Source organism: Enterobacter cloacae complex sp. HYC074_NIDB (assembly GCF_056673345.1).
In genome coordinates this window covers 3,440,030-3,465,805 of the sequence record NZ_CP114214.1, presented here as the reverse complement: position 1 = coordinate 3,465,805, position 25,776 = coordinate 3,440,030, and the positions used below count along the sequence as shown (strand labels likewise).

At 56.8% G+C, this 25,776-nt stretch carries 24 protein-coding genes; 12 read left to right on the top strand and 12 right to left on the bottom strand.

Features of this window, described 5'->3' with window-relative positions:
* The 3 genes from ppk1 to purM all read right to left on the bottom strand — a co-directional run bounded on the left by ppk1 (window position 1) and on the right by purM (window position 3,965).
* Window positions 1-2,061 carry a polyphosphate kinase 1 gene (gene ppk1, locus O1724_RS16805; protein WP_003860568.1) on the bottom strand — a complete coding sequence of 687 codons (2,061 nt, stop codon included), beginning with the start codon at window positions 2,059-2,061 and terminating at the stop codon, window positions 1-3.
* Between the two features lie 228 nt (window positions 2,062-2,289).
* Window positions 2,290-2,931 carry a phosphoribosylglycinamide formyltransferase gene (gene purN / locus O1724_RS16800; RefSeq protein WP_006811493.1) on the bottom strand — a complete coding sequence of 214 codons (642 nt, stop codon included), beginning with the start codon at window positions 2,929-2,931 and terminating at the stop codon, window positions 2,290-2,292.
* On the bottom strand, window positions 2,928-3,965 hold the full coding sequence (gene purM, locus O1724_RS16795) for a phosphoribosylformylglycinamidine cyclo-ligase (protein WP_003860563.1): 1,038 nt from the start codon (window positions 3,963-3,965) through the stop codon (window positions 2,928-2,930). Before purM ends, purN begins: the two co-directional genes overlap by 4 nt.
* 266 nt (window positions 3,966-4,231) lie before the next feature.
* Here purM and O1724_RS16790 point away from each other — a divergent pair, with 266 nt between their 5' ends.
* From O1724_RS16790 to O1724_RS16775, 4 genes are all read left to right on the top strand, one after another.
* Window positions 4,232-5,662 (top strand): 6-phospho-beta-glucosidase, encoded by a 1,431-nt coding sequence (locus tag O1724_RS16790; protein ID WP_126296757.1) that lies wholly within the window; start codon window positions 4,232-4,234, stop codon window positions 5,660-5,662.
* Window positions 5,663-5,877: 215 nt separating this feature from the next.
* Complete coding sequence (gene upp / locus O1724_RS16785) at window positions 5,878-6,504, top strand: uracil phosphoribosyltransferase (RefSeq protein ID WP_003860560.1); 627 nt, start codon at window positions 5,878-5,880, stop codon at window positions 6,502-6,504.
* 82 nt (window positions 6,505-6,586) lie between these two features.
* The gene (gene uraA / locus O1724_RS16780; RefSeq protein ID WP_003860558.1) at window positions 6,587-7,876 is read left to right on the top strand and encodes a uracil permease; all 1,290 of its coding nucleotides are present in this window, start codon (window positions 6,587-6,589) and stop codon (window positions 7,874-7,876) included.
* Between the two features lie 96 nt (window positions 7,877-7,972).
* On the top strand, window positions 7,973-8,674 hold the full coding sequence (locus O1724_RS16775) for a DnaA inactivator Hda (protein WP_211482948.1): 702 nt from the start codon (window positions 7,973-7,975) through the stop codon (window positions 8,672-8,674).
* Between the two features lie 86 nt (window positions 8,675-8,760).
* Here O1724_RS16775 and O1724_RS16770 read toward each other — a convergent pair whose 3' ends face one another.
* The 3 genes from O1724_RS16770 to celB are packed head-to-tail and all read right to left on the bottom strand — an operon-like array spanning window position 8,761 to window position 12,458.
* Entirely contained in the window at window positions 8,761-10,179 is a 1,419-nt protein-coding gene (locus tag O1724_RS16770) for a leucyl aminopeptidase family protein (protein WP_126296779.1), read from the bottom strand.
* Window positions 10,179-11,135: a glycosylasparaginase gene (locus tag O1724_RS16765; RefSeq protein ID WP_032609807.1), complete on the bottom strand. Its 957-nt coding sequence runs from the start codon at window positions 11,133-11,135 to the stop codon at window positions 10,179-10,181. The genes O1724_RS16770 and O1724_RS16765 overlap by 1 nt, the downstream gene beginning before the upstream one ends.
* A 3-nt stretch (window positions 11,136-11,138) precedes the next feature.
* Window positions 11,139-12,458 (bottom strand): PTS cellobiose transporter subunit IIC, encoded by a 1,320-nt coding sequence (gene celB, locus O1724_RS16760; protein WP_063944234.1) that lies wholly within the window; start codon window positions 12,456-12,458, stop codon window positions 11,139-11,141.
* Between the two features lie 147 nt (window positions 12,459-12,605).
* On the opposite strand from celB, the gene O1724_RS16755 reads away from it, so the two are divergent.
* Window positions 12,606-13,430 (top strand): hypothetical protein, encoded by an 825-nt coding sequence (locus tag O1724_RS16755; RefSeq protein WP_003860550.1) that lies wholly within the window; start codon window positions 12,606-12,608, stop codon window positions 13,428-13,430.
* Here O1724_RS16755 and arsC read toward each other — a convergent pair.
* Together arsC and bepA are read right to left on the bottom strand one after the other, a co-directional pair.
* On the bottom strand, window positions 13,427-13,783 hold the full coding sequence (gene arsC / locus O1724_RS16750) for an arsenate reductase (glutaredoxin) (protein WP_003860549.1): 357 nt from the start codon (window positions 13,781-13,783) through the stop codon (window positions 13,427-13,429). The two genes, O1724_RS16755 and arsC, sit on opposite strands and share 4 nt — an antisense overlap.
* A gap of 13 nt (window positions 13,784-13,796) precedes the next feature.
* Window positions 13,797-15,260, bottom strand: a complete 1,464-nt coding sequence (gene bepA / locus O1724_RS16745) for a beta-barrel assembly-enhancing protease (protein ID WP_126296756.1) — start codon at window positions 15,258-15,260, stop codon at window positions 13,797-13,799.
* A gap of 220 nt (window positions 15,261-15,480) precedes the next feature.
* Between bepA and O1724_RS16740 the strand changes: the two genes are divergently transcribed.
* On the top strand, window positions 15,481-16,545 hold the full coding sequence (locus O1724_RS16740; RefSeq protein WP_023314631.1) for an AI-2E family transporter: 1,065 nt from the start codon (window positions 15,481-15,483) through the stop codon (window positions 16,543-16,545).
* A gap of 140 nt (window positions 16,546-16,685) precedes the next feature.
* On the opposite strand, the gene bcp is transcribed toward O1724_RS16740, so the two are convergent.
* Window positions 16,686-17,156, bottom strand: coding sequence for a thioredoxin-dependent thiol peroxidase (gene bcp / locus O1724_RS16735; protein WP_023314630.1), 471 nt, complete (start codon window positions 17,154-17,156; stop codon window positions 16,686-16,688).
* Window positions 17,156-17,725: a glycine cleavage system transcriptional repressor gene (locus tag O1724_RS16730; RefSeq protein ID WP_000213743.1), complete on the bottom strand. Its 570-nt coding sequence runs from the start codon at window positions 17,723-17,725 to the stop codon at window positions 17,156-17,158. The genes bcp and O1724_RS16730 overlap by 1 nt, the downstream gene beginning before the upstream one ends.
* A 145-nt stretch (window positions 17,726-17,870) precedes the next feature.
* On the opposite strand from O1724_RS16730, the gene dapA reads away from it, so the two are divergent.
* From dapA to ypfH, 6 genes are all read left to right on the top strand, one after another.
* Window positions 17,871-18,749, top strand: coding sequence for a 4-hydroxy-tetrahydrodipicolinate synthase (gene dapA / locus O1724_RS16725; RefSeq protein WP_003860542.1), 879 nt, complete (start codon window positions 17,871-17,873; stop codon window positions 18,747-18,749).
* A gap of 16 nt (window positions 18,750-18,765) precedes the next feature.
* Window positions 18,766-19,800: an outer membrane protein assembly factor BamC gene (gene bamC / locus O1724_RS16720; protein WP_003860539.1), complete on the top strand. Its 1,035-nt coding sequence runs from the start codon at window positions 18,766-18,768 to the stop codon at window positions 19,798-19,800.
* A gap of 109 nt (window positions 19,801-19,909) precedes the next feature.
* A complete protein-coding gene (gene purC, locus O1724_RS16715; RefSeq protein WP_001171626.1) occupies window positions 19,910-20,623 on the top strand; it encodes a phosphoribosylaminoimidazolesuccinocarboxamide synthase in 714 nt (237 codons plus the stop codon).
* Between the two features lie 120 nt (window positions 20,624-20,743).
* Window positions 20,744-21,613 (top strand): KPN_02809 family neutral zinc metallopeptidase, encoded by an 870-nt coding sequence (gene ypfJ / locus O1724_RS16710; RefSeq protein WP_126296755.1) that lies wholly within the window; start codon window positions 20,744-20,746, stop codon window positions 21,611-21,613.
* Window positions 21,613-23,559, top strand: a complete 1,947-nt coding sequence (locus O1724_RS16705; protein ID WP_126296754.1) for a tRNA(Met) cytidine acetyltransferase TmcA — start codon at window positions 21,613-21,615, stop codon at window positions 23,557-23,559. Before ypfJ ends, O1724_RS16705 begins: the two co-directional genes overlap by 1 nt.
* A 73-nt stretch (window positions 23,560-23,632) precedes the next feature.
* A complete protein-coding gene (gene ypfH / locus O1724_RS16700) occupies window positions 23,633-24,328 on the top strand; it encodes an esterase (protein WP_023314628.1) in 696 nt (231 codons plus the stop codon).
* A gap of 98 nt (window positions 24,329-24,426) precedes the next feature.
* Here the strand turns inward: ypfH and O1724_RS16695 are convergent, their stop codons facing one another.
* Together O1724_RS16695 and dapE are read right to left on the bottom strand one after the other, a co-directional pair.
* Complete coding sequence (locus O1724_RS16695) at window positions 24,427-24,624, bottom strand: YpfN family protein (protein ID WP_000383991.1); 198 nt, start codon at window positions 24,622-24,624, stop codon at window positions 24,427-24,429.
* Window positions 24,625-24,648: 24 nt separating this feature from the next.
* Window positions 24,649-25,776, bottom strand: coding sequence for a succinyl-diaminopimelate desuccinylase (dapE, locus tag O1724_RS16690; protein ID WP_003863566.1), 1,128 nt, complete (start codon window positions 25,774-25,776; stop codon window positions 24,649-24,651).

Sequence of the window (25,776 nt, the reverse complement as noted above, 5' to 3'; positions counted from 1 at the left end):
TTAATCGGGTTGCTCAAGTGATTTAATGTAATCGTAAATCGCCAGCTGCGAGCGCACTTTACGGCGATTGCCGCGCGGTACATAGCGATTACTGAGTTCTTTGTCGATATAACGTGCTTTCACCGTATCGCTGAACAGGATCTCGATAATGTCCAGGATACGCTGCTTCAGGCGAGGATCCAGCAGCGGTGCCGCCACTTCAATACGGTAATCAATGTTACGCGTCATCCAGTCGGCGGACGAGAGGTATACGCGCTTATCACCGGCGTTATCGAAAATATAGACGCGATCGTGTTCAAGATAGCGATCCACAATGCTGATCACGCGGATGTTATCGCTAATGCCTTCCAGTTCCGGAATGAGCGAGCACATGCCACGAATGAGCAGATTTACCGGAACGCCAGAACTGGAGGCCGCGTACAGGCGGTCCACCAGGCCTTTGTCCACCAGATTGTTGAGCTTCAGCGTAATGCCGGACGACAAGCCGTTCTGCGCATTGGCAATCTCTTTGTCGATCATATCGTACAGCAGGCGCCGTGAGTTCTGCGGTGACACCAGCAGATAATCGAAGCTCACCGGGCGGTACGGGTTCTCAATGAAGTTGAACACCCGACGCACTTCGTTGGTGATGCGGGCATCGGCAGTCAGCAGCGAATAGTCGGTGTAGATTCTCGCGGTTTTCTCGTTAAAGTTCCCGGTACCAATATGGGCGTAGCGCACCACCTCGTCACCCTCTTTACGGGAGATCAGGAACAGCTTGGCGTGAATTTTCAGCCCCGGCGCGGAGAAGATGACGTGCACGCCCGCTTCCGTCAGTCGGCGTGCCCAGTGGATGTTGGCCTCTTCGTCGAAGCGAGCCTGGAGCTCAACTACCACGGTCACTTTCTTGCCGTTGTGCGCCGCGTGGATCATCGCATCGATGATGCGGGAATCTTTCGCCACGCGATAAATATTGATTTTAATCGCCAGCACGTTCGGATCGAATGAGGCCTGACGCAGCAATTCCAGCACGTGCTCAAAGGTATGATACGGATAGTAGAGCAGTACATCCCGTTCGCGGATGGCGTCGAACCCGTTGCGGAACTTATCGAACCAGATATGGCGCAGGCGCGGCAGCGGTTTGTTCACCAGATTGGCTTTGCCGACGTTCGGGAAGCCAATGAAATCTTTAAAGTTGTGGTAACGCCCGCCGGGAATAATGGAGTCGTAGCGGGAGATGGTCAGCTTATCGCGCAGCATCTCCACCATTGCGTCCGGCATATCACGCTGATAGACAAACCGCACTGGCTCCGCCGTCAGGCGCTGCTTGAGGCTGGAAGACATCAGCTCCATCAGGCTGGCTTCCATCTCATGCACCAGATCGTACTCGGCGTCACGGGTCATCTTCATCGAGTAGGCGTTGAGCGCGTCGTAATCGAAGAAGCCTTTGAAGATATCGTCCAGGCAGTAGCGCAGGATGTTATCCAGCAGGATCATCGGCTTACGTCGGCGCGGGGTTTCCGGCGGCAGGTTTACAAAGCGTGGGACTTTATCAGACGGTATTTCCAGCAGCGCGTAGTTAATGGTCTCACCACGAATGATTTCTACCGCCAGATAGGTGTAGTCATCTTTCAGGAACTGCACCAGATCGGTTTCACGGTTGATCAGAATCGGGGTGATATGTTGGCGCAGATAATGTTTAAAATAGTGGCGCAGCCAGTTTTGCTGATTCGCGGAGAGCTGGCGTTCGTTGATCAGGAAGATTTGGTTGCGTGCCATTTCCAGCAGTAGCTCGTTATAGAGGCCATCAAATTCCTGATCGGCTTTCATGACGCGAGACTGGATTTTTCCAAGCAGATGTCGCGAGTGGGAGTTTAAGCCCTGTTCTTCGCTGATGATGATTCGGCGTTTCAGTTCGGCGAAGCGAACCTTGTAGAACTCATCCAGATTGTTGGAATAGATGCCTAAAAAACGCATACGTTCAATCAGCGGGTTGGTTTTATCGGCCGCTTCCTGAAGTACACGTTCGTTGAATGCTAACCAGCTTAGCTCTTTCTCGATGTATAACTTTTCCTGACCCATTACAGCTCACACTCCAGTTCAATCACAGGACGTGGTAAATCCGTCTCGTCCTTATTATGGCGAGCATTTCCACGATATGTCCAACAGTGCCAGAAAAGTATGACAGTTATTTTTTTATTGGGGAATTTAGAGGGTTGGGGGAGGGGATGTCGGGTGGCGCTGCGCTTACCACGACCTACGGGGCCGTAGGCCCGTGCAAGCGAAGCGCCGCCGGGCAATTCAAACACACTACTCTTCGGCAGCATAACCCTGCGGGGGCAACTTCACGCCGTCCAGCCAGGCTGCGCCGTTGCGCATCTCCAGACGTCCATCGACAAACCAGCTTACCACCAGCGGATAAATGGCGTGTTCCTGCGTCTGCACACGTTCGGTCACGTCGTCTTCGTTGTCACCGTCAAAGACCGGTACTTTTGCCTGCAAAATGACCGGACCGCCGTCCAGCTCGTCGGTGACGAAATGCACGGAGGTACCATGCTCCTCATCGCCGTTCTCCAGCACCTGACGATGGGTGTGCAGACCGGGGTATTTTGGTAGCAGGGAAGGGTGGATATTGAGCAGTCGTCCGGCGTAGTGTGCAACAAAAGCCGGGCTCAGGATGCGCATGTAGCCTGCCAGCACCACCACGTCAGGCGCGTAGGCGTCAATCTCCTGCACCAGCTCACGGTCAAAGGCTTCACGCCCGGCGAACTGGCTGGCTTCCAGCGCGTGCGCAGGAATGTTCGCTTCCCGCGCGCGCTCAAGGCCGAATGCATCGGCCTTGTTGCTGAATACTGCCCGAATGGTGCCATTGATTTTCTTCTGTTTGCAGGCGTCTATGATTGCCTGCAAATTGCTTCCGTTGCCGGAAATGAGCACCACGATGTTTTTCATTCAATGACCACACGCTGTTCGGAATCGGAAGCTTTAATCGTACCGATTTTCCACGCGTTTTCACCTTTTTCTGTCAGCAGCTTAATCGCTTTATCCGCTTCGCTGGCGGGCAGGGCGATAACCATGCCCACGCCGCAGTTAAAGGTGCGGTACATTTCATGCTCGCTCACGTTGCCTGCGGTTTGCAGCCAGTTGAAGACGGACGGCCACTGCCATGAGGAGGCGTCGATCACCGCCTGGGTATTATCCGGCAGCACGCGCGGAATGTTTTCCCAGAAGCCGCCGCCGGTAAGGTGAGCGATGGCGTGCACGTCAACGTTCTCAATCAGCTCCAGCACGTTTTTCACGTAGATGCGGGTCGGGGCCAGCAGGTGATCGGCCAGCGGTTTGCCGTCCAGCTCGGTGGTCAGCGGGTCGCAACCGCTCACTTCGAGGATCTTACGCACCAGAGAGTAGCCGTTGGAGTGCGGACCGCTGGAGGCCAGCGCAACCAGCACATCGCCGTCAGCCACTTTGCTGCCGTCGATAATTTCTGATTTTTCTACCACGCCGACGCAGAAGCCTGCGACGTCATAATCTTCACCGTGATACATGCCAGGCATTTCTGCGGTTTCACCGCCGACCAGCGCACAGCCGGATTGCAGGCAGCCTTCGGCGATACCGTTAATGACGCTGGCTGCGGTATCCACGTCCAGCTTGCCGGTCGCGTAGTAATCCAGGAAGAACAGCGGCTCAGCGCCCTGTACCACCAGGTCGTTGACGCACATCGCCACCAGATCGATACCAATCGTATCGTGACGCTTAAGATCCATCGCCAGGCGCAGTTTTGTACCGACACCATCCGTACCCGAGACCAGCACAGGTTCACGATATTTTTGCGGCAGCGCGCACAGTGCGCCGAATCCACCCAGGCCACCCATCACTTCCGGGCGGCGGGTTTTTTTCACCACACCTTTGATTCGGTCAACCAGCGCATTACCTGCGTCAATATCAACACCGGCATCTTTGTAGCTGAGAGAAGTTTTGTTGGTCACGGCTTAAATCCCCACGCGATTGCATAGCTAGTAAGAAAAATCGGCGCAATTCTAACAGTCCAGGCAAACGTTTGCGAGCCTATTCTCGGCGTGGGGATCTTTTTTTCTGTGCGGCCTGTCCAGGGCAACAAACTTGACTCTGTTCACGAAAATGAAACCGGTTTCGGCGATCTGCTTGCAACGGCAATCCCCTTTGCACATCATCAAACTGAAACCGGTTTCTGTAACTGTTTTTGCAGAAAATAACGCAGAATGAGGGATAGCGAATGTCAGGATTTAAAGCAGATTTTCTGTGGGGTGGGGCCGTTGCGGCGCACCAGCTTGAAGGCGGCTGGAAAGAGGGCGGCAAGGGCGTGAGCGTTGCCGATGTCATGACGGCAGGTGCCCATGGGGTACCGCGTGAAATCACCAACGGCGTGATGGAGGGGAAAAATTACCCAAACCACGAAGCCATCGACTTCTATCACCGCTATAAAGAAGACATCAAACTCTTTGCCGAAATGGGGTTCAAATGCTTTCGCACCTCCATCGCCTGGACGCGTATCTTCCCGAAAGGCGACGAGCTGGAGCCGAACGAAGCGGGACTCCAATTCTATGACGATCTGTTCGACGAGTGCCTGAAGCACGGCATCGAGCCGGTGATCACGCTTTCCCACTTCGAGATGCCTTTCCACCTGGTGACGGAATACGGCGGCTGGCGCAACCGTAAGCTGATCGACTTCTTTGTCCGCTTCGCGAAGGTCGTTTTTGAGCGCTACCAGCATAAAGTGAAGTACTGGATGACCTTTAACGAGATCAACAACCAGGCCAACTTCCACGAAGACTTTGCGCCGTTTACCAACTCCGGGCTGAAATATGCGCCGGGAGAAGATCGCGAGCCGGTGATGTTCCAGGCGGCGCACTATGAGCTGGTGGCCAGTGCTCTGGCGGTGAAGGCGGGGCGCGAGATCAACCCGTCACTGCAAATCGGCTGCATGATTGCCATGTGCCCCATCTATCCGCTGACCTGTGCCCCGGACGACATGATGATGGCGATGAACGCCATGCATCGCCGCTACTGGTTCACCGACGTTCACGTGCGCGGCAAGTATCCGCAGCATCTGCTCAACTACTTTGAACGTCGCGGCTTCGCGCTGGATATTACCGAAGAAGATAAAGTGGCGCTGACCCAGGGCTGCGTGGATTACATCGGGTTCAGCTACTACATGTCTTTCGCTACCAAAGCGACGGCGGATAATCCGACGCTGGATTACGACGAGAGCAAGAGCCTGGTTTCTAACCCGTACGTGCAGAAATCGGACTGGGGCTGGCAGATCGATCCTGTCGGGCTGCGCTACTCCCTGAACTGGTTCTGGGATCACTATCAGCTGCCGCTGTTTATTGTGGAAAACGGTTTTGGCGCGATCGACGTGCAGGAGAGCGACGGCACGGTGAACGACCAGTACCGCATTGACTACCTTTCCGCCCACATCCGCGAGATGAAAAAAGCGGTGGTGGAAGACGGCGTGGATCTGATGGGCTACACGCCGTGGGGCTGTATCGACCTGGTCTCTGCCGGCACCGGCGAGATGAAGAAACGCTACGGCTTTATCTTTGTCGATAAAGATAACGAAGGTAACGGTACGCTGAACCGCAGCAAGAAGAAATCGTTCGACTGGTATAAGCAGGTGATTGCCAGCAACGGAGAGCAGCTATAATTGCCCGGTGGCGCTGCGCTTACCGGGCCTACGGGATGTCCAGGCCGGGTAAGCGTTAGCGCCACCCGGCAGAATCCCGCCCCAAGCCGGAGCCTCGCCTCCGGCTTTTTTGTTTTTGATTGATGTATGTCAAGCAAGATGGGTATGGCGCAATCCGAAAAAAGCGGTATAATCCCGCGATTTTTTTGCGGATGCCACCTCAGAGGAGAAAGAGAATGAAGATTGTGGAAGTGAAACACCCACTCGTTAAACACAAGTTGGGCCTGATGCGTGAGCATGACATCAGCACGAAGCGTTTTCGCGAACTGGCTTCTGAAGTGGGTAGCCTGCTGACCTACGAAGCGACCTCTGATCTGGAAACGGAAAAAGTGACCATCGAAGGCTGGAACGGCCCGGTACAGGTTGAGCAGATCAAAGGTAAAAAAATTACCGTGGTGCCAATCCTGCGTGCGGGTCTGGGCATGATGGAAGGCGTGCTGGAGCACGTCCCAAGCGCGCGTATCAGCGTGGTGGGTATCTACCGTAACGAAGAGACGCTTGAGCCGGTCCCGTACTTCCAGAAGCTGGTCTCTAACATTGATGAGCGTATGGCGCTGGTGGTTGACCCGATGCTCGCGACCGGCGGTTCGATGATCGCCACCATCGACCTGCTGAAAAAAGCGGGATGCAGCAGCATCAAAGTGCTGGTACTGGTTGCGGCGCCGGAAGGTATCGCGGCGCTGGAAAAAGCGCACCCGGACGTTGAACTCTATACCGCGTCTGTCGACCAGGGACTGAACGAGCACGGGTACATCATCCCGGGGCTCGGCGATGCCGGCGATAAGATTTTTGGTACTAAATAATCGAATAACGATAAAGAAGCCGACTTTGATAGTCGGCTTTTTTTTGAATAAAAACCAACAATAACACTCAGAGGAAAACACTATGACGCGCCGTGCTATCGGGGTGAGTGAAAGACCGCCGCTTTTACAGACAATCCCGCTTAGTTTGCAGCACCTGTTCGCCATGTTTGGCGCAACCGTGCTGGTGCCAATCCTGTTTCACATTAACCCGGCTACCGTGCTGCTGTTTAACGGCATCGGTACGCTGCTTTACCTCTTCATCTGTAAAGGCAAAATCCCGGCCTATCTCGGGTCGAGCTTCGCGTTTATCTCCCCGGTACTGCTGTTGCTGCCGCTGGGTTATGAGGTCGCGCTGGGCGGCTTCATCATGTGCGGCGTGCTGTTCTGCCTGGTCTCCTTCATCGTGAAGAAAGCCGGTACCGGCTGGCTGGACGTGATGTTCCCGCCTGCGGCAATGGGGGCCATCGTTGCCGTCATCGGCCTGGAGCTGGCGGGTGTCGCGGCGAACATGGCTGGGCTGCTGCCTGCGGACGGTCAGTCACCGGATTCTAAAACCATTATTATTTCGCTGGTGACGCTGGGCGTGACGGTATTCGGTTCCGTCCTCTTCCGCGGCTTTATGGCGATTATCCCGATCCTGATCGGCGTGCTGGCGGGTTACGCGCTCTCCTTCGTGATGGGCGTTGTGGATACCACCCCGATTGCCGAGGCGCACTGGTTCGCGCTGCCAACCTTCTACACCCCGCGCTTTGAATGGTTCGCCATTTTCACCATTCTTCCTGCTGCGCTGGTGGTGATTGCTGAGCACGTCGGCCACCTGGTGGTGACGGCGAACATCGTGAAGCGCGACCTGATCCGCGACCCGGGCCTGCATCGCTCCATGTTTGCCAACGGTTTCTCCACCATCATCTCTGGTTTCTTCGGCTCCACGCCAAACACGACTTACGGTGAGAATATCGGCGTAATGGCGATCACCCGCGTCTACAGCACCTGGGTTATCGGCGGCGCGGCGATCATCGCCATTCTGCTCTCCTGCGTTGGTAAACTGGCGGCAGCGATCCAGATTATCCCGGTGCCGGTGATGGGCGGCGTTTCTCTGCTGCTGTACGGGGTGATCGGTGCCTCCGGTATTCGCGTGCTGATTGAATCCAAAGTGGATTACAGCAAGGCGCAGAACCTGATCCTGACCTCCGTTATCCTGATTATCGGCGTGAGCGGCGCGAAGGTGCACATCGGCGCGGCAGAGCTGAAGGGTATGGCGCTGGCGACCATCGTCGGCGTCGGCCTGAGCCTGATTTTCAAGCTGATCTCGGTGATCCGCCCGGAAGAGGTGGTGCTGGACGCGGACGACAGCGAAAAAGCGCCACATTGATCGTCATGCCGGGCGAAGGATCGCCCGGTTCTCTCCTTGCAGGTTCCGTGTTAAACTCCATTCCGATTTTATGTAAGATCTCTGGTTGAGGTATTTCTGAACGGACCGGCACAGCTCTCTCTGCCACTTTATCTCCCTGACGATGAAACTTTCGCGAGTTTCTGGCCGGGTGATAACCCCTCTTTACTGGCTGCACTGCAAAACGTGCTGCGCCAGGAACACAGCGGATACATCTATATCTGGTCACGCGAAGGCGCGGGACGCAGCCACCTGCTGCATGCCGCCTGTGCGGAGCTTTCGGCGCGCGGTGACGCGGTAGGCTATGTGCCGCTGGATAAACGCACCTGGTTTGTGCCTGAGGTGCTGGAGGGCATGGAACATCTCTCCCTGGTCTGCATCGATAATATCGAATGCGTGGCGGGGGACGAACCGTGGGAAATGGCGATCTTTAACCTCTACAACCGCATTCTGGAGTCGGGCAAAACCCGGCTGCTGATCACCGGCGATCGTCCGCCGCGCCAGCTCAATCTGGGGCTGCCGGATCTGGCGTCTCGTCTGGATTGGGGGCAAATCTACAAGCTGCAACCGCTGTCGGATGAAGACAAACTCCAGGCACTTCAGTTGCGCGCCAGACTGCGCGGATTTGAACTGCCGGAAGACGTAGGGCGCTTCCTGCTCAAGCGTCTGGATCGGGAGATGCGCACGCTCTTTGATACGCTCGATCAGCTCGATCGCGCCTCCATCACCGCCCAGCGCAAGCTGACCATTCCGTTTGTGAAAGATATTCTTAAGCTTTGAGTTTTTTGCCCGGTGGCGCTGCGCTTACCGGGCCTACGAAAACCCGTCATACCTTGCAGGCCGGGTAAGGCGCAGCCGCCACCCGGCTAAAGATCCCCCAACAAGTGCTCCACCAGCAGCGGAATCGGTCTTCCCGACGCCACGCTCCGTCCGTTTTCTCGCCACAGCGCCGTCCCGCTGATATCCAGATGCGCCCACGGAATAGTCGGCGGGCAGAAATGGTGCAGCAGCCACGCCGCCGAGGCGCTGATCGCCGCATTGTTGGTCGGCGTGTTGCACAGATCGGCAATCGCGCTGTCGGTTTGCTTTCTCAGCCTCGCATCCAGCGGCAGGGACCACACCTCGTCGCCGCTCCGTTTGCCCGCGAGCGTCAGTGCCTGACGCAACGGCTCATCCTGGGTCATCAGCCCGCTCAGCTCATACCCCAGCGCTTTCACCACCGCTCCGGTTAAGGTCGCCATATCAATAATATAATGCGCCTGCGGATGGCGCTGACTCGCCCAGGCGATAGCGTCTGCCAGCACCAGCCGGCCCTCGGCATCGGTGTTGTTGATTTCCACCGTAATGCCGTTGCAGGCTGTTGCCACCGTGCCGGGCTGCATGGCGTCGGGGCCGATGGCGTTTTCCGCCAGCGCCAGCACGCCCATGATGCGCACGGGTAATTTCTGCTCCGCAACGGTCAGCATCAGCCCGAGCACGTTAGCCGCGCCGCACATGTCATATTTCATGGTGTACATGCCCGCGCCTTCCTTCAGCCACAGGCCGCCGGTGTCAAAGGTAATGCCTTTTCCCACGTAGCAGCGCACCGGGCCATCAGACACGCCGTTATAGTGAATAGCCAGCAGGCGAGGCGGGCAGGTCGCCCCTTTGCCAACGGCGTGCAGTAGCCCCAGCCCCTGCTCAACAATTTGCTTTTCATCCAACACCTCGCAGCGCAGAGCAGGGCTGGCGGCACACAGTTTTTGCGCCTCTTCCACCACAAACTGCGGCGTACAGCGGTCGGATGGCATATCCGCCAGACGTCGTGCCGCAACCATGCCGAGCGCAATGGCCTGCTGCTGGCGGAAGGTCGTCTCCAGCTTCGCCTGCTGTTCCGGCAGGCAGAGGGCAGTGATGCAGGTAAGGCGCAGCGCTTCGTCCGTCTTCTTCAGCTTCAGGTCACTGAGCATGTGCGCCTGATTAAAGAGAAAACGCAGTACCTGCGCCAGCACCACATCGTCGATATCCGTCACGTCCAGCACGAGTTCGGCGCTGGCGGGGGCGGTAAGCAGCGGTCGCAGGGCCGTGATCAACCCTTCGGTCAGGGCGTCATGCCGGAGCGCATCCGGCAACAGAGTGATGCGGGCAAACGGCGCGCAGCCAAAGCGCGCGTCCGCGACGGTGCTCTGCTGGCGCATTTCAGCGATAAGAGCGCTATCCGGTAACAGGGAACTGTCAGCGCGCGCAATCAAATGGCTCTGCGGCTTCGCGTCTGAAAGCGCGTTGATAAACTGGTACGTGATCATCATAACTCCTCAATCGGTGCGCAGATCCGCGCGGCATAGGCCTGCATCCACTCCTCATCTACCGCGTGATAGTGCGTTTTCTCCCGCAGGCGTTCAGTACGGAAAACGGTGAGGGGCTGGCGAGCCGTCGCCACCACGAACGAGAAGGTTTTGATGTTGGTCGCGGCGCCAAATTCTCCTTTGCTGTTCATGCACACCACGGAGAGATCGCCCGCGCGACCGAAGCGCGACATCAGTTTGTCTTCCAGTTCGAACACGACCGAATCCGCCGCCTGCTGCGGCGTCATGCCTTGCGCCATCCGGCGAACGATTTCGTAGCTGGTACAGCCCTTCATCAGATCTTCACCGACGCCCGTGGCGGTGGCCGCGCCGGTTTCGCTGTCGCAGTAAAAGCCGGAGCCGATGATGGGTGAGTCACCGAGGCGACCGCGTTTTTTCATAAACAGGCCGCTGGTGGAAGTGGCGACGCTCATCGAGCCCTGTTTATCGAGGCCGATGATGCCGACGGTGTCATGTCCGTCGTAGGGGCTTAACCCCTTATCCAGCGTTTCGCGGCAGCGCTTACGGTAGTGTTGCATGGCGCGATCCGTGAGCATGGTTTTATCGGCAAAGCCCTGACTCAGCGCCCATTCGCGCGCGCCCTGGCCGACCAGCAGGCTGTTATAGCGCTGACGGCTGAGCGCGTGCGCCACGCGCACCGGGTTGGCGATATCCACCAGATTGCCCACGGCGCCGAACGCCAGCGTGTCGCCGTCCATATAGGCCGCGTCCAGCTCCACCTCGCCGTTCTCTGTCGGCAGCCCGCCGTAGCCGACGGATTTATACAGCGGAAAGTCCTCGACGGCGGCGACGGCATCCACTACCGCCGCAGCGACCGGTTTGCCCGCAGCCAGCGCAGACGCAGATTCCGTTACCCCTTCAAGCGCCATTCGCCAGGTTGCGATAATTCCCCACATGCTTTACTCCTGTTTTGCAAGGGTGGTGTCGGGTTGCGTAGCGGTAGTCAGCTCCGCGGCGCGGTACTGTTTATCCACGATACGCATGAAAGGCAGGTACAGCATGGCGCCAATCAGCAGGTTGAGAAGCTGCATCACGCTGCCGCTCAGGTGCCCGGTGACGATAAAGCCGCTAATAACCGGCGGCAGCGTCCAGGGGATAAACACCCCGGTGGTGACGGCGACCGCACCAATTTTCATCGCCGCATACTGCACGGTGACCAGCACCAGCGGTACCAGATTGAACGGGATGAGCATGATTGGGTTCATGATCACCGGCAGGCCAAAGAGAATCGGTTCGTTGATGTTAAACACCGAGGCACCCGCACCGAGGCGCGCCACTTCGCGCATGTTTTTGCTGCGGGCGAAAATCAGCATCGCAATCACCAGCGACAGCGTGGCGCCCGCGCCGCCCATCCAGATCATGTCAAAAAACTGTTCGGTAATGATATGCGGCGGCGTCGTTCCCGCCTGGATCGCGGCGATGTTGTCGGTCTGGTTTTCCATCCACAACGGACGAATAATGCCGTTGATCATCGAACCGGAGTTAATGCCCACTGACCACAGAATGGTGATGCTGAATACGGTCATCAGCGCCCCGAAATAAGAGGTGCCGTAGTGGCGCACCGGGGTGGCAACCACTTCATAAATAAACTGGTGGATGGTGTGGTAGTGGGTGTTTTCAAAGATGATGCGGATAAGCAGCACCAGAATCATCACCAGCAGGGCCGGGATCAGGGCCGCGAACGACTCCTGCACCGCCGGAGGCACGCCGTCCGGCATTTTGATGACCAGCTTTTTGCGCTTCAGCCAGCAGAACAGTTCCGTCCACAGCAGGGAACCGATCATCGCCACGAACAGCCCTTTGCTGCCAATCCACTCCACCGGCATCACGGTAATGCCGCCGTTTTCCGCCACTTTGATAAAAGGCGTCAGGATCAGAAACGCGACCAGCGCCAGAATGCCGCAGGAGATGCGGTCCTCGCCATAATGCTCAGCCAGGCGGTAGGCCACCAGGAAGCTGATAAACAGCGACATGGTTGAGAACACCGCGTTAAACGGGATCTCTATAATTGCACTCCAGCTCTCACCAAAGGCCTGAGACATAAACTGCTGATAGGCCTGATTCGGGAAGGAGGAGATCACCAGCAGAATGGAGCCGACGATGATAAACGGCATGAATGAAACGTAGGCCCCACGAATGGCCCCAAGATGACGCTGCTGGGCCGTTTTCGCCGCCAGCGGCATCAGTTTTGCTTCAAGAAATCCCAGAACATTGTTCATTGTGAACTCCGTACAAAATTGAGAGGTATTGTTTATGTTATGTCTGTGGATTATCAGTGAAGCGCGGCGAGCGAAAGGTGAAATCGGTCACAAAGCATTCGCTGCTCTGATATAAATCTCATAAGATTAGTTGCGGAGAGAGACGCGATGGAAATCAAACTGCATGCCAACGCCACCACCACACCGCGTATCCGTCGTTATCTTCAGCAGTCAGATAAAAGCGACAGAGAGCTTGCCGTTGAGTTGGGTATCTCGGTCACCACCGTCAGGCGCTGGCGCAACCGCGACCAGGTTTCGGATAACCACACCACGCCAAAAGTGATACATAAAGCGTTGAGACAAGAGCAGGCAGCACTGATAAATGCTCTGCGTGATATCACCGGTGCACCGCTGGATGAACTGCTGCTGCTGGTGAATGACGGACTCGGGATCGCCGTTTCCCGCGCGACCCTGAACCGCTACCTCAAACCGGCTTCGGTAAGACAAAAGGGGGCGTCGTTGCAGGGCAAAAAGGCGCTGAAGGCCGGTATCATGCCGCAGAAGCTACTTCTGCATCATCAGCCGCTATCGCTGCATATGGACGACGGTGGGGAGCAACACCTGCTCTGGGCGCGTGAACCCGTTAGCGGCTGGTGCTACGCCCGGCTTTATGCCGGTGTCTCGCCGCAGTTGCTGACCCGCTGGACGAACGAGGTGCTGGCTGCCTGTCCGGCTGATATTCAATCTGTTGAGACTTTTGGGCTGGCAGTGAACTTGCCGGAGCATAACGTCACCGTAAAAGTGCATTCACAGTATTATCTTGCCCTTCAGGCCACCGTGCCGTTACGTGAGATCATTCCGCGGGTGAACAGTGAACCGGCGGGAGCGCTGTTGATCCAACTGTGTGAGTTTTACAACCGGGGAAAAGCGCAGAAAAAGCTGGGAGAGCGTACGCCGCAGGCGTTTCTGGAAGCGCTGCGGCGTAACGATTAGACGATCCCGAGCACGTCTTCCGGTGGACGGCCGATACGCGCCTTGCCGTTCGCCACCACAATCGGGCGCTCAATCAGCTTTGGATTGTCGACCATCGCCTGAATCAGCCGATCTTCTGTGAGACTGGTATCGTTCAGATTAAGCGACTTATACAGATCTTCTTTCTGACGCATCAGGTCGCGTGCGCTGCCCATGTTAAGCATCTTCAGCAGCTGGCGGATCGTCTGCGCATCCGGCGGCGTCTCCAGATACAACACCACTTCCGGATCGATGCCGTTAGACTTCAGCAGATTCAGCGTCTCGCGGCTCTTGGAGCAGCGAGGGTTATGGTAAATTTTTACCGCGTCTGTCATGACTTCTCCTTTATTACATCTTCTCGTACGGCTTAAAGCGTTGTTGCAGGCCGCGCAGCTGGTCGATTCGCGCATCGTAGCGGGCCTGTTGCAGGCTGCCAAGCTTCACCTGTGAGCTGGCGCTGCTCAACAGGGAAATGGCCTGATCGAGGCGACCCGCCAGCGCCAGGCCTTCCGCACGCGCGGCCAGCTCCTGATCGCGGTTACCCAGTTGCCCCTGGGCCTGGGCGAGCAGTTCCCAGCCGTTCTGGTCATCTTTATTGTTAAAGGTGTAGCGGTTCAGAATGGTCACCGCCTCGCCGGGCTGGCCGCCCTGTAAGTAGGCGTTCGCCAGGTTAAGCTGCAATACCGGATTGTTGCGAATGTCTTTCGCCCCTTTCAGACGATTGATCGCATCGGTCGCTTTTTTCTGCCCCAGATCGATATCGGTGGCGAGGTCAAGATACCACGGATTGTCAGGCGCCGACGCCAGCAGCGGCTGTAGCGCTTTACGCGCTTCATCGTACTTGCTGGCCTCCATCGCCTGGAGCGCCTGACCATACTGCGCCGCGTTTTTCTCGCGCACGTTGCCTTTCGCCAGCGCGTCCAGCAGATCGCTGGTGAGCTGATTACGTCCGGAGTTGTACATGCCAAGCGTTCTCACTTTGGCCATGTAGAAATCCTGCGAAGACTGCACCACGATCGGACGCATCTGGTTGGCACGGTTACGGGCATCCGAGAGTCGGCTTTCCGGCAGCGGGTGGGTCAACAGAATTTCAGGCGGGCGCGACGAGTAGCGTGCCTGGTCGAGCAGTTTTTCCAGGAAGCTCGGCATGGCCTGCGGGTCAAAGCCGGAACGCTGTAAAACCTGAATGCCGATGCGGTCTGCTTCCTGCTCGTTCTGCTGGGTAAAGCTGATCATCCCCTGACGCGTCCCCGCCAGCGTCCCGGTAAGCGCCGCCATCCCGGCCTGCGGGCTGGCCATCGCCAGCAAAATGGAACCCAGCGCGCCCACCCAGGTCAGGGGGGCGTTACGCTTCTGATCTTCCATCGCACGCGCCAGATGGCGCTGGGTGACGTGCGAAATTTCGTGCGCCATGACGGACGCCAGCTGGCTTTCGTTATCGGAATAACGGAACAGCGCCGAATGCAGCACCACGTTCCCGCCAAAGAAGGCGAAGGCGTTGATTTCGTCGTTATTGATTAAATAGAAGTGGAAGGGCGTTTTTACCGAGTCGGCGTGCGCCACCAGCCGCATCCCCAGACCGTTGATGTACTGCACCAGCAAAGGGTCGTTAATCAGCGGAGCACTGCCGCGTAGCTGGCGTACGTAATAATCACCCATCTGCATCTCCTGCCCGATGGAGAGCGTGCTTCCTGCCGTGGTGCCCATGTCCGGCAATGAATCGGACGAGTCAGCGAAAGCGGGCAACACCTGACCCACCGTCACGGCGGCAATCAGTGTCGCAACCAGTGTTTTTCTCAACTGCCTGAACATAACCACTGTCCTGTATTTTGGATGTGCTAATTTGACCGATGAACCCGCATAACGTTCATCTCCGCTGCTCTGCGAGTGTAGCCGTGTTAAGAGATGAAGAAAATCCCATTCATCAGGGTTTTGCGAAACCTGACAGTGAAACAAAAAGGAAAGTCTTTTTTGTGACAGTTAGATACAATTCACCGTCTCACTCCCGCCATTCGATTCAGGGAAGGGTTGTATGCTCGAAATGTTAATGCAGTGGTATCGGCGTCGGTTTAGCGACCCGGAAGCCATTGCTTTGCTGGTCATTCTGGTTGCCGGATTCGGTATCCTGTTCTTCTTTAGTGGCCTGCTGGCACCGCTACTGGTGGCGATTGTACTGGCGTATCTGCTGGAGTGGCCCACCGCGCGTCTGGAACATATCGGCTGTTCCCGCCGCTGGGCGACCAGCATTGTCCTGGTGCTGTTTGTCGGCATTCTGCTGCTGATGTCCTTCGTGGTGATGCCCATCGCCTGGCAACAGGGGATCTACCTGATCCGTGATATGCCCGGCATGCTGAATAAACTGTCTGATTTTGCCGCCACGCTGCCGCGCCGCTATCCTGCGCTGATGGACGCCGGAATCATCGATGCGATGGCCGAAAACATGCGCGCCCGCATCATGACCATGGGTGATTCGGTGGTGAAATACTCTCTGGCCTCGCTGGTGGGGTTGCTGACGCTGGCGGTTTACCTTGTTCTCGTGCCGCTAATGGTGTTTTTCCTGGTCAAAGATAAAGAGCAGATGCTGAACGCGGTGCGCCGCGTGCTGCCGCGCAATCGCGGTCTCGCCGGTCAGGTCTGGCAGGAGATGAACCAGCAGATCACCAACTACATTCGCGGCAAAGTGCTGGAGATGATTGTGGTGGGCGTGGCGACCTGGATTGGCTTCGTGATCTTCGGGCTGAACTACTCGTTGCTGCTGGCGGTGCTGGTCGGATTCTCGGTTCTGATCCCGTATATCGGCGCGTTTGTGGTGACCATTCCGGTTGTGGGGGTGGCGCTGTTCCAGTTTGGTCTGGGTACGGAGTTCTGGAGCTGTTTCGCCGTATACCTGATTATTCAGGGACTGGACGGAAATCTGCTGGTACCGGTGCTGTTCTCAGAAGCCGTTAACCTGCATCCGCTGGTGATTATCCTGTCAGTGGTGATTTTCGGCGGGCTGTGGGGATTCTGGGGGGTATTCTTCGCCATTCCGCTGGCGACGCTGATTAAAGCCGTGGTCCACGCGTGGCCGGATGTGCCGGCGGTGGAAGATAAGTAGATTTAGTGCGGGCTGATGACCTCACCCCAACCCTCTCCCACGGGGAGAGGGGGGCAAACACTAAAAACGGTAGCATGCGCTACCGTTTTGCATATACCTTGTAGGCCGGGTAAGCGCAGCGCCACCCGGCACTAAAATGATCACGCGTTCTCTTTCAGCCACTTCAACACCACGTCGTGGTGGTTGCTGGTTTTGAAATCATCAAACACGTGCTCAACTTTACCGTCAGCGCCAATCAGGAAGCTGATACGGTGAATACCGTCGTACGTTTTGCCCATAAAGGACTTCTCACCCCAGACGCCAAACTGCTCGCAAACCTGGTGGTCTTCATCGGAAAGCAGCGTGAAGTTCAGCAGCTCTTTTTCCGCAAAACGTGACAGCTTCTCTGGCTTATCGGTGCTGATGCCCAGCACTTCCACACCGACCTTTTTCAACTCATCCATGTTGTCGCGTAGACCGCAGGCCTGTACGGTACAGCCCGGGGTCATGGCTTTCGGGTAGAAATAGACCAGAACACGCTGTCCCTGGAAGTCGGTCAAATTTACTTGCTCGCCGTCTTGATCCGGTAAGCTAAATTTCGGTGCGATATCACCGGCTTTCAGTGGGTTCATTACTCAACTCCATCCTGTTCGTGCTGCGAATAATCGACGACGCTTATACTGCCTTGCGCGTGTAATTCTGTACAGAGGGCTTTGAACGCTTGCTCGATATTTGACGCATCCTGCGAGGCAGGGCTGTGTGCGGTAATTTGAATAAACAGCGTCGGGATTGCGTTTTCATCGCCCGGCTGCGTGCGGGAAACCAGTTCGGCAATGTTCATCTGATGGCTGTCAAACAGCGCCGTAAAACGTTCAATCAGATGAGGTGAATCAGGCACTTCAACCTGTACCCAGACCGTGGCAGGCAGAGCCGGACGCGGGCGCGCGGTGGTGCGCTTCATCACAATCAGTAAATCCAGCTCTGCGCCTTTCAGCGGCAGGGTAGATTCGATGAGGGTAATGGCATTCCATGTTCCGGAAAGCAGCATGATGAACGTGAACTCTTCGCCAAGCATAGCCAGCCGGCTGTCTTCGATGTTGCAGCCGCAGCTGCTCACGTGGCGAGTGATGGTATTCACGATACCCGGCCTGTCAGCACCCAGCGCAGTGATAACCAGGTAATGTTGTGATGAGGTTGTCAAACCTGTTCTTCCTTTGCGTGGTTAAGTCTTCCTAAGGAAAGCATAAAAAAAACATGCATACAACCGCCTGAGAGCCTCAGGTCGCTTGCTTTTATTACAGTTCCAAACGTAACATTGAGGCTCTTGTTCGCACAGAGGATGGCTCATGTTCACGGGAAGTATTGTCGCGCTTGTTACACCGATGGATGAAAAAGGTAATGTCTGCCGGTCAAGCATGAAGAAGCTCATTGATTACCATGTCGCCAATGGAACCTCGGCGATCGTTTCGGTAGGGACTACCGGTGAATCCGCTACGCTGAGCCACGAAGAGCACGGCGACGTTGTGATGCTGACCCTGGAACTGGCGGACGGGCGTATTCCGGTCATCGCGGGGACGGGCGCAAACGCAACCGCAGAAGCTATCAGTCTGACCCAACGTTTTAACGACAGCGGCATTGTCGGCTGTCTGACGGTGACCCCTTATTACAACCGTCCTACTCAGGAAGGTTTGTTCCAGCATTTCAAAGCCATCGCTGAACATACTGACTTGCCACAAATTCTGTATAATGTGCCGTCCCGTACCGGTTGCGATATGCTGCCGGAAACCGTTGGCCGTCTCTCGAAAGTAAAAAATATTATCGGGATTAAAGAGGCGACAGGGAACTTAAGCCGCGTTCATCAGATCAAAGAGCTGGTTTCAGACGACTTTATCCTGTTGAGCGGTGATGATGCGACCGCGCTGGACTTTATGCAGCTCGGTGGTAACGGCGTGATTTCCGTGACGGCGAACGTGGCGGCGCGCGATATGGCTGACATGTGCAAACTGGCCGCAGCCGGTCACTTTGATGAAGCTCGCGTGATTAATCAGCGTCTGATGCCGTTGCACAATAAATTATTTGTCGAACCCAATCCGATCCCAGTGAAATGGGCATGTAAGGAGTTGGGGCTTGTAGCAACCGACACGCTGCGTTTGCCAATGACACCGATTACCGACCACGGTCGTGAAATTGTCGCTGGCGCGCTGAAGCATGCCGGTTTGCTGTAAAGTTTAGGGAGATTTGATGGCTTATTCAGTACAGAAGTCGCGCCTGGCGAAGGTTGCGGGTGTTTCGCTTGTTATGCTCCTCGCTGCCTGTAGTTCAGACTCGCGCTACAAGCGCCAGGTGAGCGGTGATGAATCCTATCTGGATGCGCCGCCGCTTGCTGAACTTCACGCGCCTGCCGGCATGATCCTGCCGATCCAGAACGGTGATTATAATATTCCGGTTACCAACGGCAGCGGCCTGGTGGGTAAAGCGCTCGATATTCGTCCGCCAGCTCAGCCTCTGGCGCTCGTGAGCGGCGCGCGCACGCAGTTCACCGGTGATACAGCTTCTCTGCTGGTGGAAAGCGCACGCGGTACAACGCTGTGGCCGCAGGTTGTAAGCGTCATTCAGTCGAAAAACTATACGATTGATAAACGCGACGACGCCAGCCAAGCTTTAACCACCGACTGGATTGAGTGGAACCGTCTCGATGAAGACCAGCAGTACCGTGGTCGTTATCAAGTCTCCGTTAAGCCGCAGGGTTATCAGCAGGCGGTTACCGTTAAGCTGTTGAATCTTGAGCAGGCAGGTAAACCGGTTGCCGATCCGTCCGCCATGCAGCGCTACAGCACTGAAATGCTGAACGTGATTGCAGCGGGTCTGGATAAGAACGCTACCGATGCCGCAAACGCCGCGCAGAACCGTAACGGCTCAACCTTTGACGTGCAGAGCGGTGCAGACGATACCGGTCTGCCGATGCTGGTGGTGCGTGCGCCGTTTAACCAGACCTGGCAGCGTCTGCCAGCAACGCTTGAAAAAGTGGGCATGAAGGTGACCGACAGCACCCGTTCAACGGGCAGCATCACAGCGACCTATAAGCCGCTGTCTGATAGCGCCTGGCAGGAGTTGGGGGCAAGCGATCCACAGCTGCCTTCCGGTGACTACAAAATCCAGGTCGGCGACCTCGATAACCGCAGCAGCCTGCAATTTATCGATCCGAAAGGACACACGCTGACCCAGGCGCAGAACGATGCGCTGGTCGCTGCCTTCCAGGCCGCATTCAGCAAATAATATTGAGGGCTGGTTAATCCAGCCCTTTTTATTTTCGTGCTACGCAAACGTGTGCGTGGCATAATATGGCCAGTTTTGAATACAAATCATCACACCAGGAGTAATGAAGATGCAGAAGCAAGCTGAGTTGTATCGTGGCAAAGCGAAAACCGTATACAGCACGGAAAACCCGGATCTGTTGGTGCTCGAATTCCGCAATGATACGTCAGCAGGAGACGGCGCACGCATTGAGCAGTTCGATCGTAAGGGCATGGTGAACAACAAGTTCAACCACTTCATTATGACCAAACTGGCCGAAGCCGGTATCCCGACTCAGATGGAAGCGTTGTTGTCCGATACGGAATGTCTGGTAAAAAAACTGGATATGGTGCCGGTTGAGTGCGTGATCCGTAACCGTGCCGCAGGCTCCCTAGTGAAGCGTCTGGGCATCGAAGAAGGTATCGAACTGAATCCACCGCTGTTCGATCTGTTCCTGAAAAACGACGCCATGCATGACCCGATGGTCAACGAATCCTACTGTGAAACCTTCGGCTGGGTAAGCAAAGAGAACCTGGCGCGCATGCAGGAACTGACCTACAAAGCCAACGACGTGCTGAAAAAGCTGTTTGATGACGCGGGCCTGATCCTGGTCGACTTCAAGCTGGAGTTCGGTCTGTACAAAGGCGAAGTGGTGCTGGGCGACGAATTCTCTCCGGACGGCAGCCGCCTGTGGGACAAAGAGACGCTGGATAAAATGGACAAAGACCGTTTCCGCCAGAGTCTGGGTGGCGTGGTCGAAGCGTACGAAGCGGTTGCTCACCGTTTAGGCGTTAAGCTCGACTAAACTGCGCATTTGCCAAAGGATGTGGGCATCCTTTGGCGTCTTATCCTTGTTTACTATGGTAATCCTTTCATTAACCGCCTACGATCATAGCTATTATAAATGGAATAGTTCGAGGTGTTTATGCGCTGGCAAGGGCGTCGTGAAAGTGACAACGTAGAAGACAGACGCAGCAGCGGTGGCGGTGGTCCGTCTATGGGCGGGCCAGGTTTCCGGTTACCCAGCGGCAAGGGCGGCATTATTCTGCTGGTCGTCGTGCTGGTGGCGGGCTACTACGGTGTCGACCTGACCGGTTTGATGACCGGTGAAACCGGGCAACAGCAGCAGTATTCTCAGCGCTCCATCAGCCCGAATGAAGATGAAGCGGCGAAATTTACTTCCGTTATTCTCGCGACGACCGAAGATACCTGGGGTCAGCAGTTCGAGAAAATGGGGCGGACTTATCAGCCGCCAAAACTGGTGATGTACCGGGGCGCAACCCGCACCGGCTGCGGCACCGGGCAGTCCGTTATGGGGCCGTTCTACTGCCCGGCGGACAGCACCGTCTATATCGATCTCTCCTTCTATGACAACATGAAAAGCAAGCTGGGCGCCGACGGCGATTTTGCCCAGGGCTACGTGATCGCGCATGAAGTCGGCCACCATGTGCAGAAGCTCCTCGGCATTGAGCCTAAAGTGCGTCAGATGCAGCAGAATGCGTCTCAGGCGGAGGTGAATCGTCTGTCCGTACGCATGGAGCTTCAGGCCGACTGCTTCGCTGGCGTCTGGGGACACAGCATGCAGCAGCAGGGCGTGCTGGAAACAGGCGATCTGGAAGAGGCCCTGAATGCCGCACAGGCGATTGGTGACGATCGCTTGCAGCAGCAGAGCCAGGGGCGCGTTGTGCCGGACAGCTTTACCCATGGCACCTCAGAGCAGCGCTACAGCTGGTTTAAGCGTGGCTTCGACAGCGGCAACCCGTCGCAGTGTAATACCTTCGGCAAAGCTATGTGATGTTGGGGTTTGAACAGCTGGTTAACCAGCTTCAGCGTACCGGGCACCGCCGGCTGGTGGTGCTTAGCGGCGATGAAGCGTGGACGTTGAGCCAGGCGACCCATCTGCGCGATACGTTACCAGGAGACTGGCTGTGGCTGGAGGAAAACCCCTCTAAGGCCATCAGCGGCCTGCTGGGACGTGAATACCTGCATGCCGTTTTTGACGCGCGTCGCGGATTTGACGTCTCGGCCTTCGCCGCCCTCAGCGGGACCCTGCGCGCCGGAAGCCTTCTGGTGCTGCTGGTGCCGCCGTTCTCCGTCTGGGCTGACAGGCCCGACAGGGATTCTCTGCGCTGGAGCGACAGCGCAGAGCCGATCGCCACCCCGCACTTTGTTCACCACTTTTGCCGGATGCTTGCCGCCGATTCAGATGCCATCGTCTGGCATCAACATCGTCCTCTGTGCCTTCCCGTTGCGCCAGATTTACCCGCCTGGCAGCCCGCCAGCGGTGAACCGCAGCGCGAGCAGGCTGAAATCCTCGACGCTCTTCTGACCATGCCTGCGGGCGTGGCCGCCGTGACGGCGCCGCGCGGACGCGGAAAGTCCGCCCTGGCGGGCATGTTGCTGAGCGGCATTCAGGGGAGTGCAGTAGTGACGGCACCGGCAAAAGGGGCGACGGATGTCATCGCGCGTTTCGCCGGGGAACATTTTCACTTTATGGCCCCGGATGCGCTGCTGGCCTCCACCACAGAAGCTGACTGGCTGATTGTCGATGAGGCAGCCGCTATCCCCGGCCCGCTGCTGGAGAAGCTGGTGTCGCGCTTTCCCCGCGTGTTGCTGACCACCACGGTGCAGGGTTATGAAGGCACGGGCAGGGGATTCCTGCTGAAGTTCTGCGCCCGGTTCAGCGGGCTGCGGCGCTATACCTTATCCACGCCAGTTCGCTGGGCTGCCGGATGCCCCCTTGAGCGGATAGTGGCGAACGCGCTGCTGTTCGACGATGCGCTTATCGATCGCAAACCGGCAGGGGAGGTACGTTTAACGTCGCTGGAGCCCGGGATATGGGAGAACGATCCGGCGCGCGGGGCAGGCGTGTATGAACTGCTGTGTGCCGCGCACTACCGAACGTCCCCCCTCGATTTACGCCGGATGATGGACGCCCCCGGCCAGCACTTTGCTGTTGCTCAGGCGGGCGCGGAGATCGCGGGCGCGCTCTGGCTGGTGGAGGAGGGGGGATTACCCCCTGAACTTAGCCGCGCAGTATGGGCGGGGTTTCGTCGGCCGCGTGGAAATCTGGTGGCGCAGTCGCTGGCGGCGCACGGCGGTTCGCCGCTCGCGGCGACGCTGAAAGGCCGACGCGTCAGCCGCATTGCGGTTCATCCCCATCGCCAGCGGGAAGGCATCGGCCAGCGGCTGATCCGCAGTGCCAGCGGAGAAGATTATCTCTCGGTCAGCTTTGGCTATACCGACGAGCTGTGGCGTTTCTGGCGGCAGTGCGGGTTTGTGCTGGTGCGGATGGGCAGCCACCGGGAAGCCAGCAGCGGGTGCTATACGGCGATGGCGTTGCTGCCGCTGAGCGAGGCGGGGCATCAGCTCTGCGAACAGGCGCATCAGCGTTTATGTCGTGATATGCGCGTCCTGTCGGCCTGGAATGGCGAAAAGATCCCGGTGACGGATGCATGGGAAGCTACCCTTAATAGTGATGACTGGCTGGAGCTGGCGGGGTTTGCCTTTGCTCACCGGGCGTTTTCAACCTCGGTTGCGGCGCTAACGCGATTGGTGTTAGCCGTGGACATCCCACTCCCGGCGCTGCGCGGGAAAATGGAAGGGAATACGCACGATTTCGGGCGCAAAGCGCTGCTGGCGAAGCAACGCGAGGAAACCGCACACGCGCTTGAAAGGCTTGATTACTCCCGTAGCCAGCAGCTGAAAGCCGACATTTTGCAATGGCAATTTTTTCAATGACTTCTTCAGTAAAGTGGCATGGTCATTACCCCGCAGAGGCGTAAAATCCTGCTTATCAATTAAGGAGATCGCCATGAAACATGACCATTTTGTTGTGCAAAGCCCGGATACGCCTGCTAAACAGCTCCTGCTTCTGTTTCATGGCGTGGGCGACAATGCCGTCAATATGGGACAGATTGGCAGCTGGTTTGCACCCGTTTTCCCACACGCGCTGATCGTCAGCATCGGCGGCGTGGAGCCGTGCGGTCCGGACGGTCGGCAGTGGTTTTCCGTCGAGGGCGTGACGGAGGAGAATCGTCAGGCGCGTATTGATGCCGTTATGCCAGCCTTTATCGATACCGTGCGTTACTGGCAGCAGCAGAGCGGCGTAGGCGCCGACGCAACGGCACTGATTGGCTTCTCTCAGGGCTCAATCATGTCGCTGGAAAGCGTAAAAGCGCAGCCCGGACTGGTGTCCCGCGTGATTGCCTTTAACGGGCGTTTTGCGACGTTACCGCAAAGCGCGACCACGCAGACCACGATCCATCTCATTCATGGGGGTGAAGACCGGGTAATTGAGCTTTCGCATGCAGTAGCCGCCCAGGAGACGCTGATGCGCGAGGGCGGAGATGTGACGCTGGATATCGTAGACGATCTGGGGCATGCCATTGACGATCGCAGCATGCAGTTCGCGCTCGATCATCTGCGTTATACCGTACCGAAGCACTACTTTGATGAAGCGCTCAGCGGCGCTAAGCCGAATGACGATGATATCGTCGAGTTTATTTAAACATTTCCCCTCACCCTAACCCTCTCCCCAAAGGGAGAGGGAACAAAACCCCCCTCGTCCCTCTGGGGAGAGGGGCCGGGGGTGAGGGGTGTGTACAATTACTTCTTCTGGTCCTTCTTCGGCCAGTCGTCTTCATCGTCCCACTTGTCGTTAAAATCACGGTGCGGCGGAAGATCCGGTTTGTTGGCAAGGAACTTTTTGTGGTCAACGCGCTTGAGATCTTTAATCACGTTAAGCAGCACGCCTACCAGAAATACCAACACCAGAATCCACCAGTACTTTGAAAGCCAGTCCATTCGCTAATCCTCTTTAAGCACCCGTCAGGCGACGAGTTGCTCCATAATACGTTGATACATGCGGGCCAGCAGTTGTAAATCGGCAGCGTTCACGCATTCATTGATTTTGTGAATCGTCGCGTTAACCGGACCCAGTTCGACAACCTGTGCGCCCATGCGGGCGATAAAGCGTCCGTCAGACGTGCCGCCCGTTGTCAGCAGTTGTGGCTTAATTTCATTATAGTGCGCAATGGCGTTCACTACCGCATCCACCAGTTTACCGCGCTGCGTCAGGAACGGCTGGCCAGACAGCCACCAGTCGAGGGTATAGCGCAGCTGATATTTCTCGAGCAGCGCAATCACTCGCGCTTTGATCATCTCGTCAGTCAGTTCGGTGCTGAAGCGGAAGTTAAACTGGACGAAGAGATCGCCGGGAATGACGTTGTTGCTGCCGGTGCCAGCCTTGATGTTGGCTATCTGCATGCTGGTTGGCGGGAAAAATTCATTGCCTTTATCCCATTCAATGCTCACAAGTTCGTTCAGCATCGGCGCGGCGCGGTGTACCGGGTTATCCGCCAGGTGCGGATAGGCAACGTGGCCCTGCACGCCATGAATAGTCAAATTGCAGGTCAGGGATCCACGGCGGCCATTTTTCACCACATCGCCCACCACTTCGGTGCTGGACGGTTCGCCCACCAGACAGTAGTCCAGACGTTCATTGCGCGCCATCAGCGCCTCAACGACCTTCACGGTGCCGTTATGGGCGCTGGCTTCTTCGTCGGAGGTAATCAAAAACGCAAGACGGTTTTTATGGTTCGGATGCTGGGCGACGAAACGCTCTGCCGCCACGACCATCGCAGCCAGGGAACCTTTCATGTCCGCAGCGCCGCGTCCGAAAAGCATGCCGTCGCGGATGGTCGGCTCAAAAGGCGGGTTGATCCAGCGGTCTGCGTCGCCCGCGGGAACTACGTCAGTATGTCCGGCAAACGCCAGCGTCTCCCCCTGACCACGCCATGCCCAGAAGTTCTGCGTATCGCCAAAATCCATGTGCTCCACGGTAAAACCGATGGCACGCAGGCGCTCAATCATTAATGCCTGACAACCTGCGTCGTCCGGGCTAAGGGAAGGACGGCGAATAAGCTGCTGAGTCAGCTCAATGACCGGGCATGACAT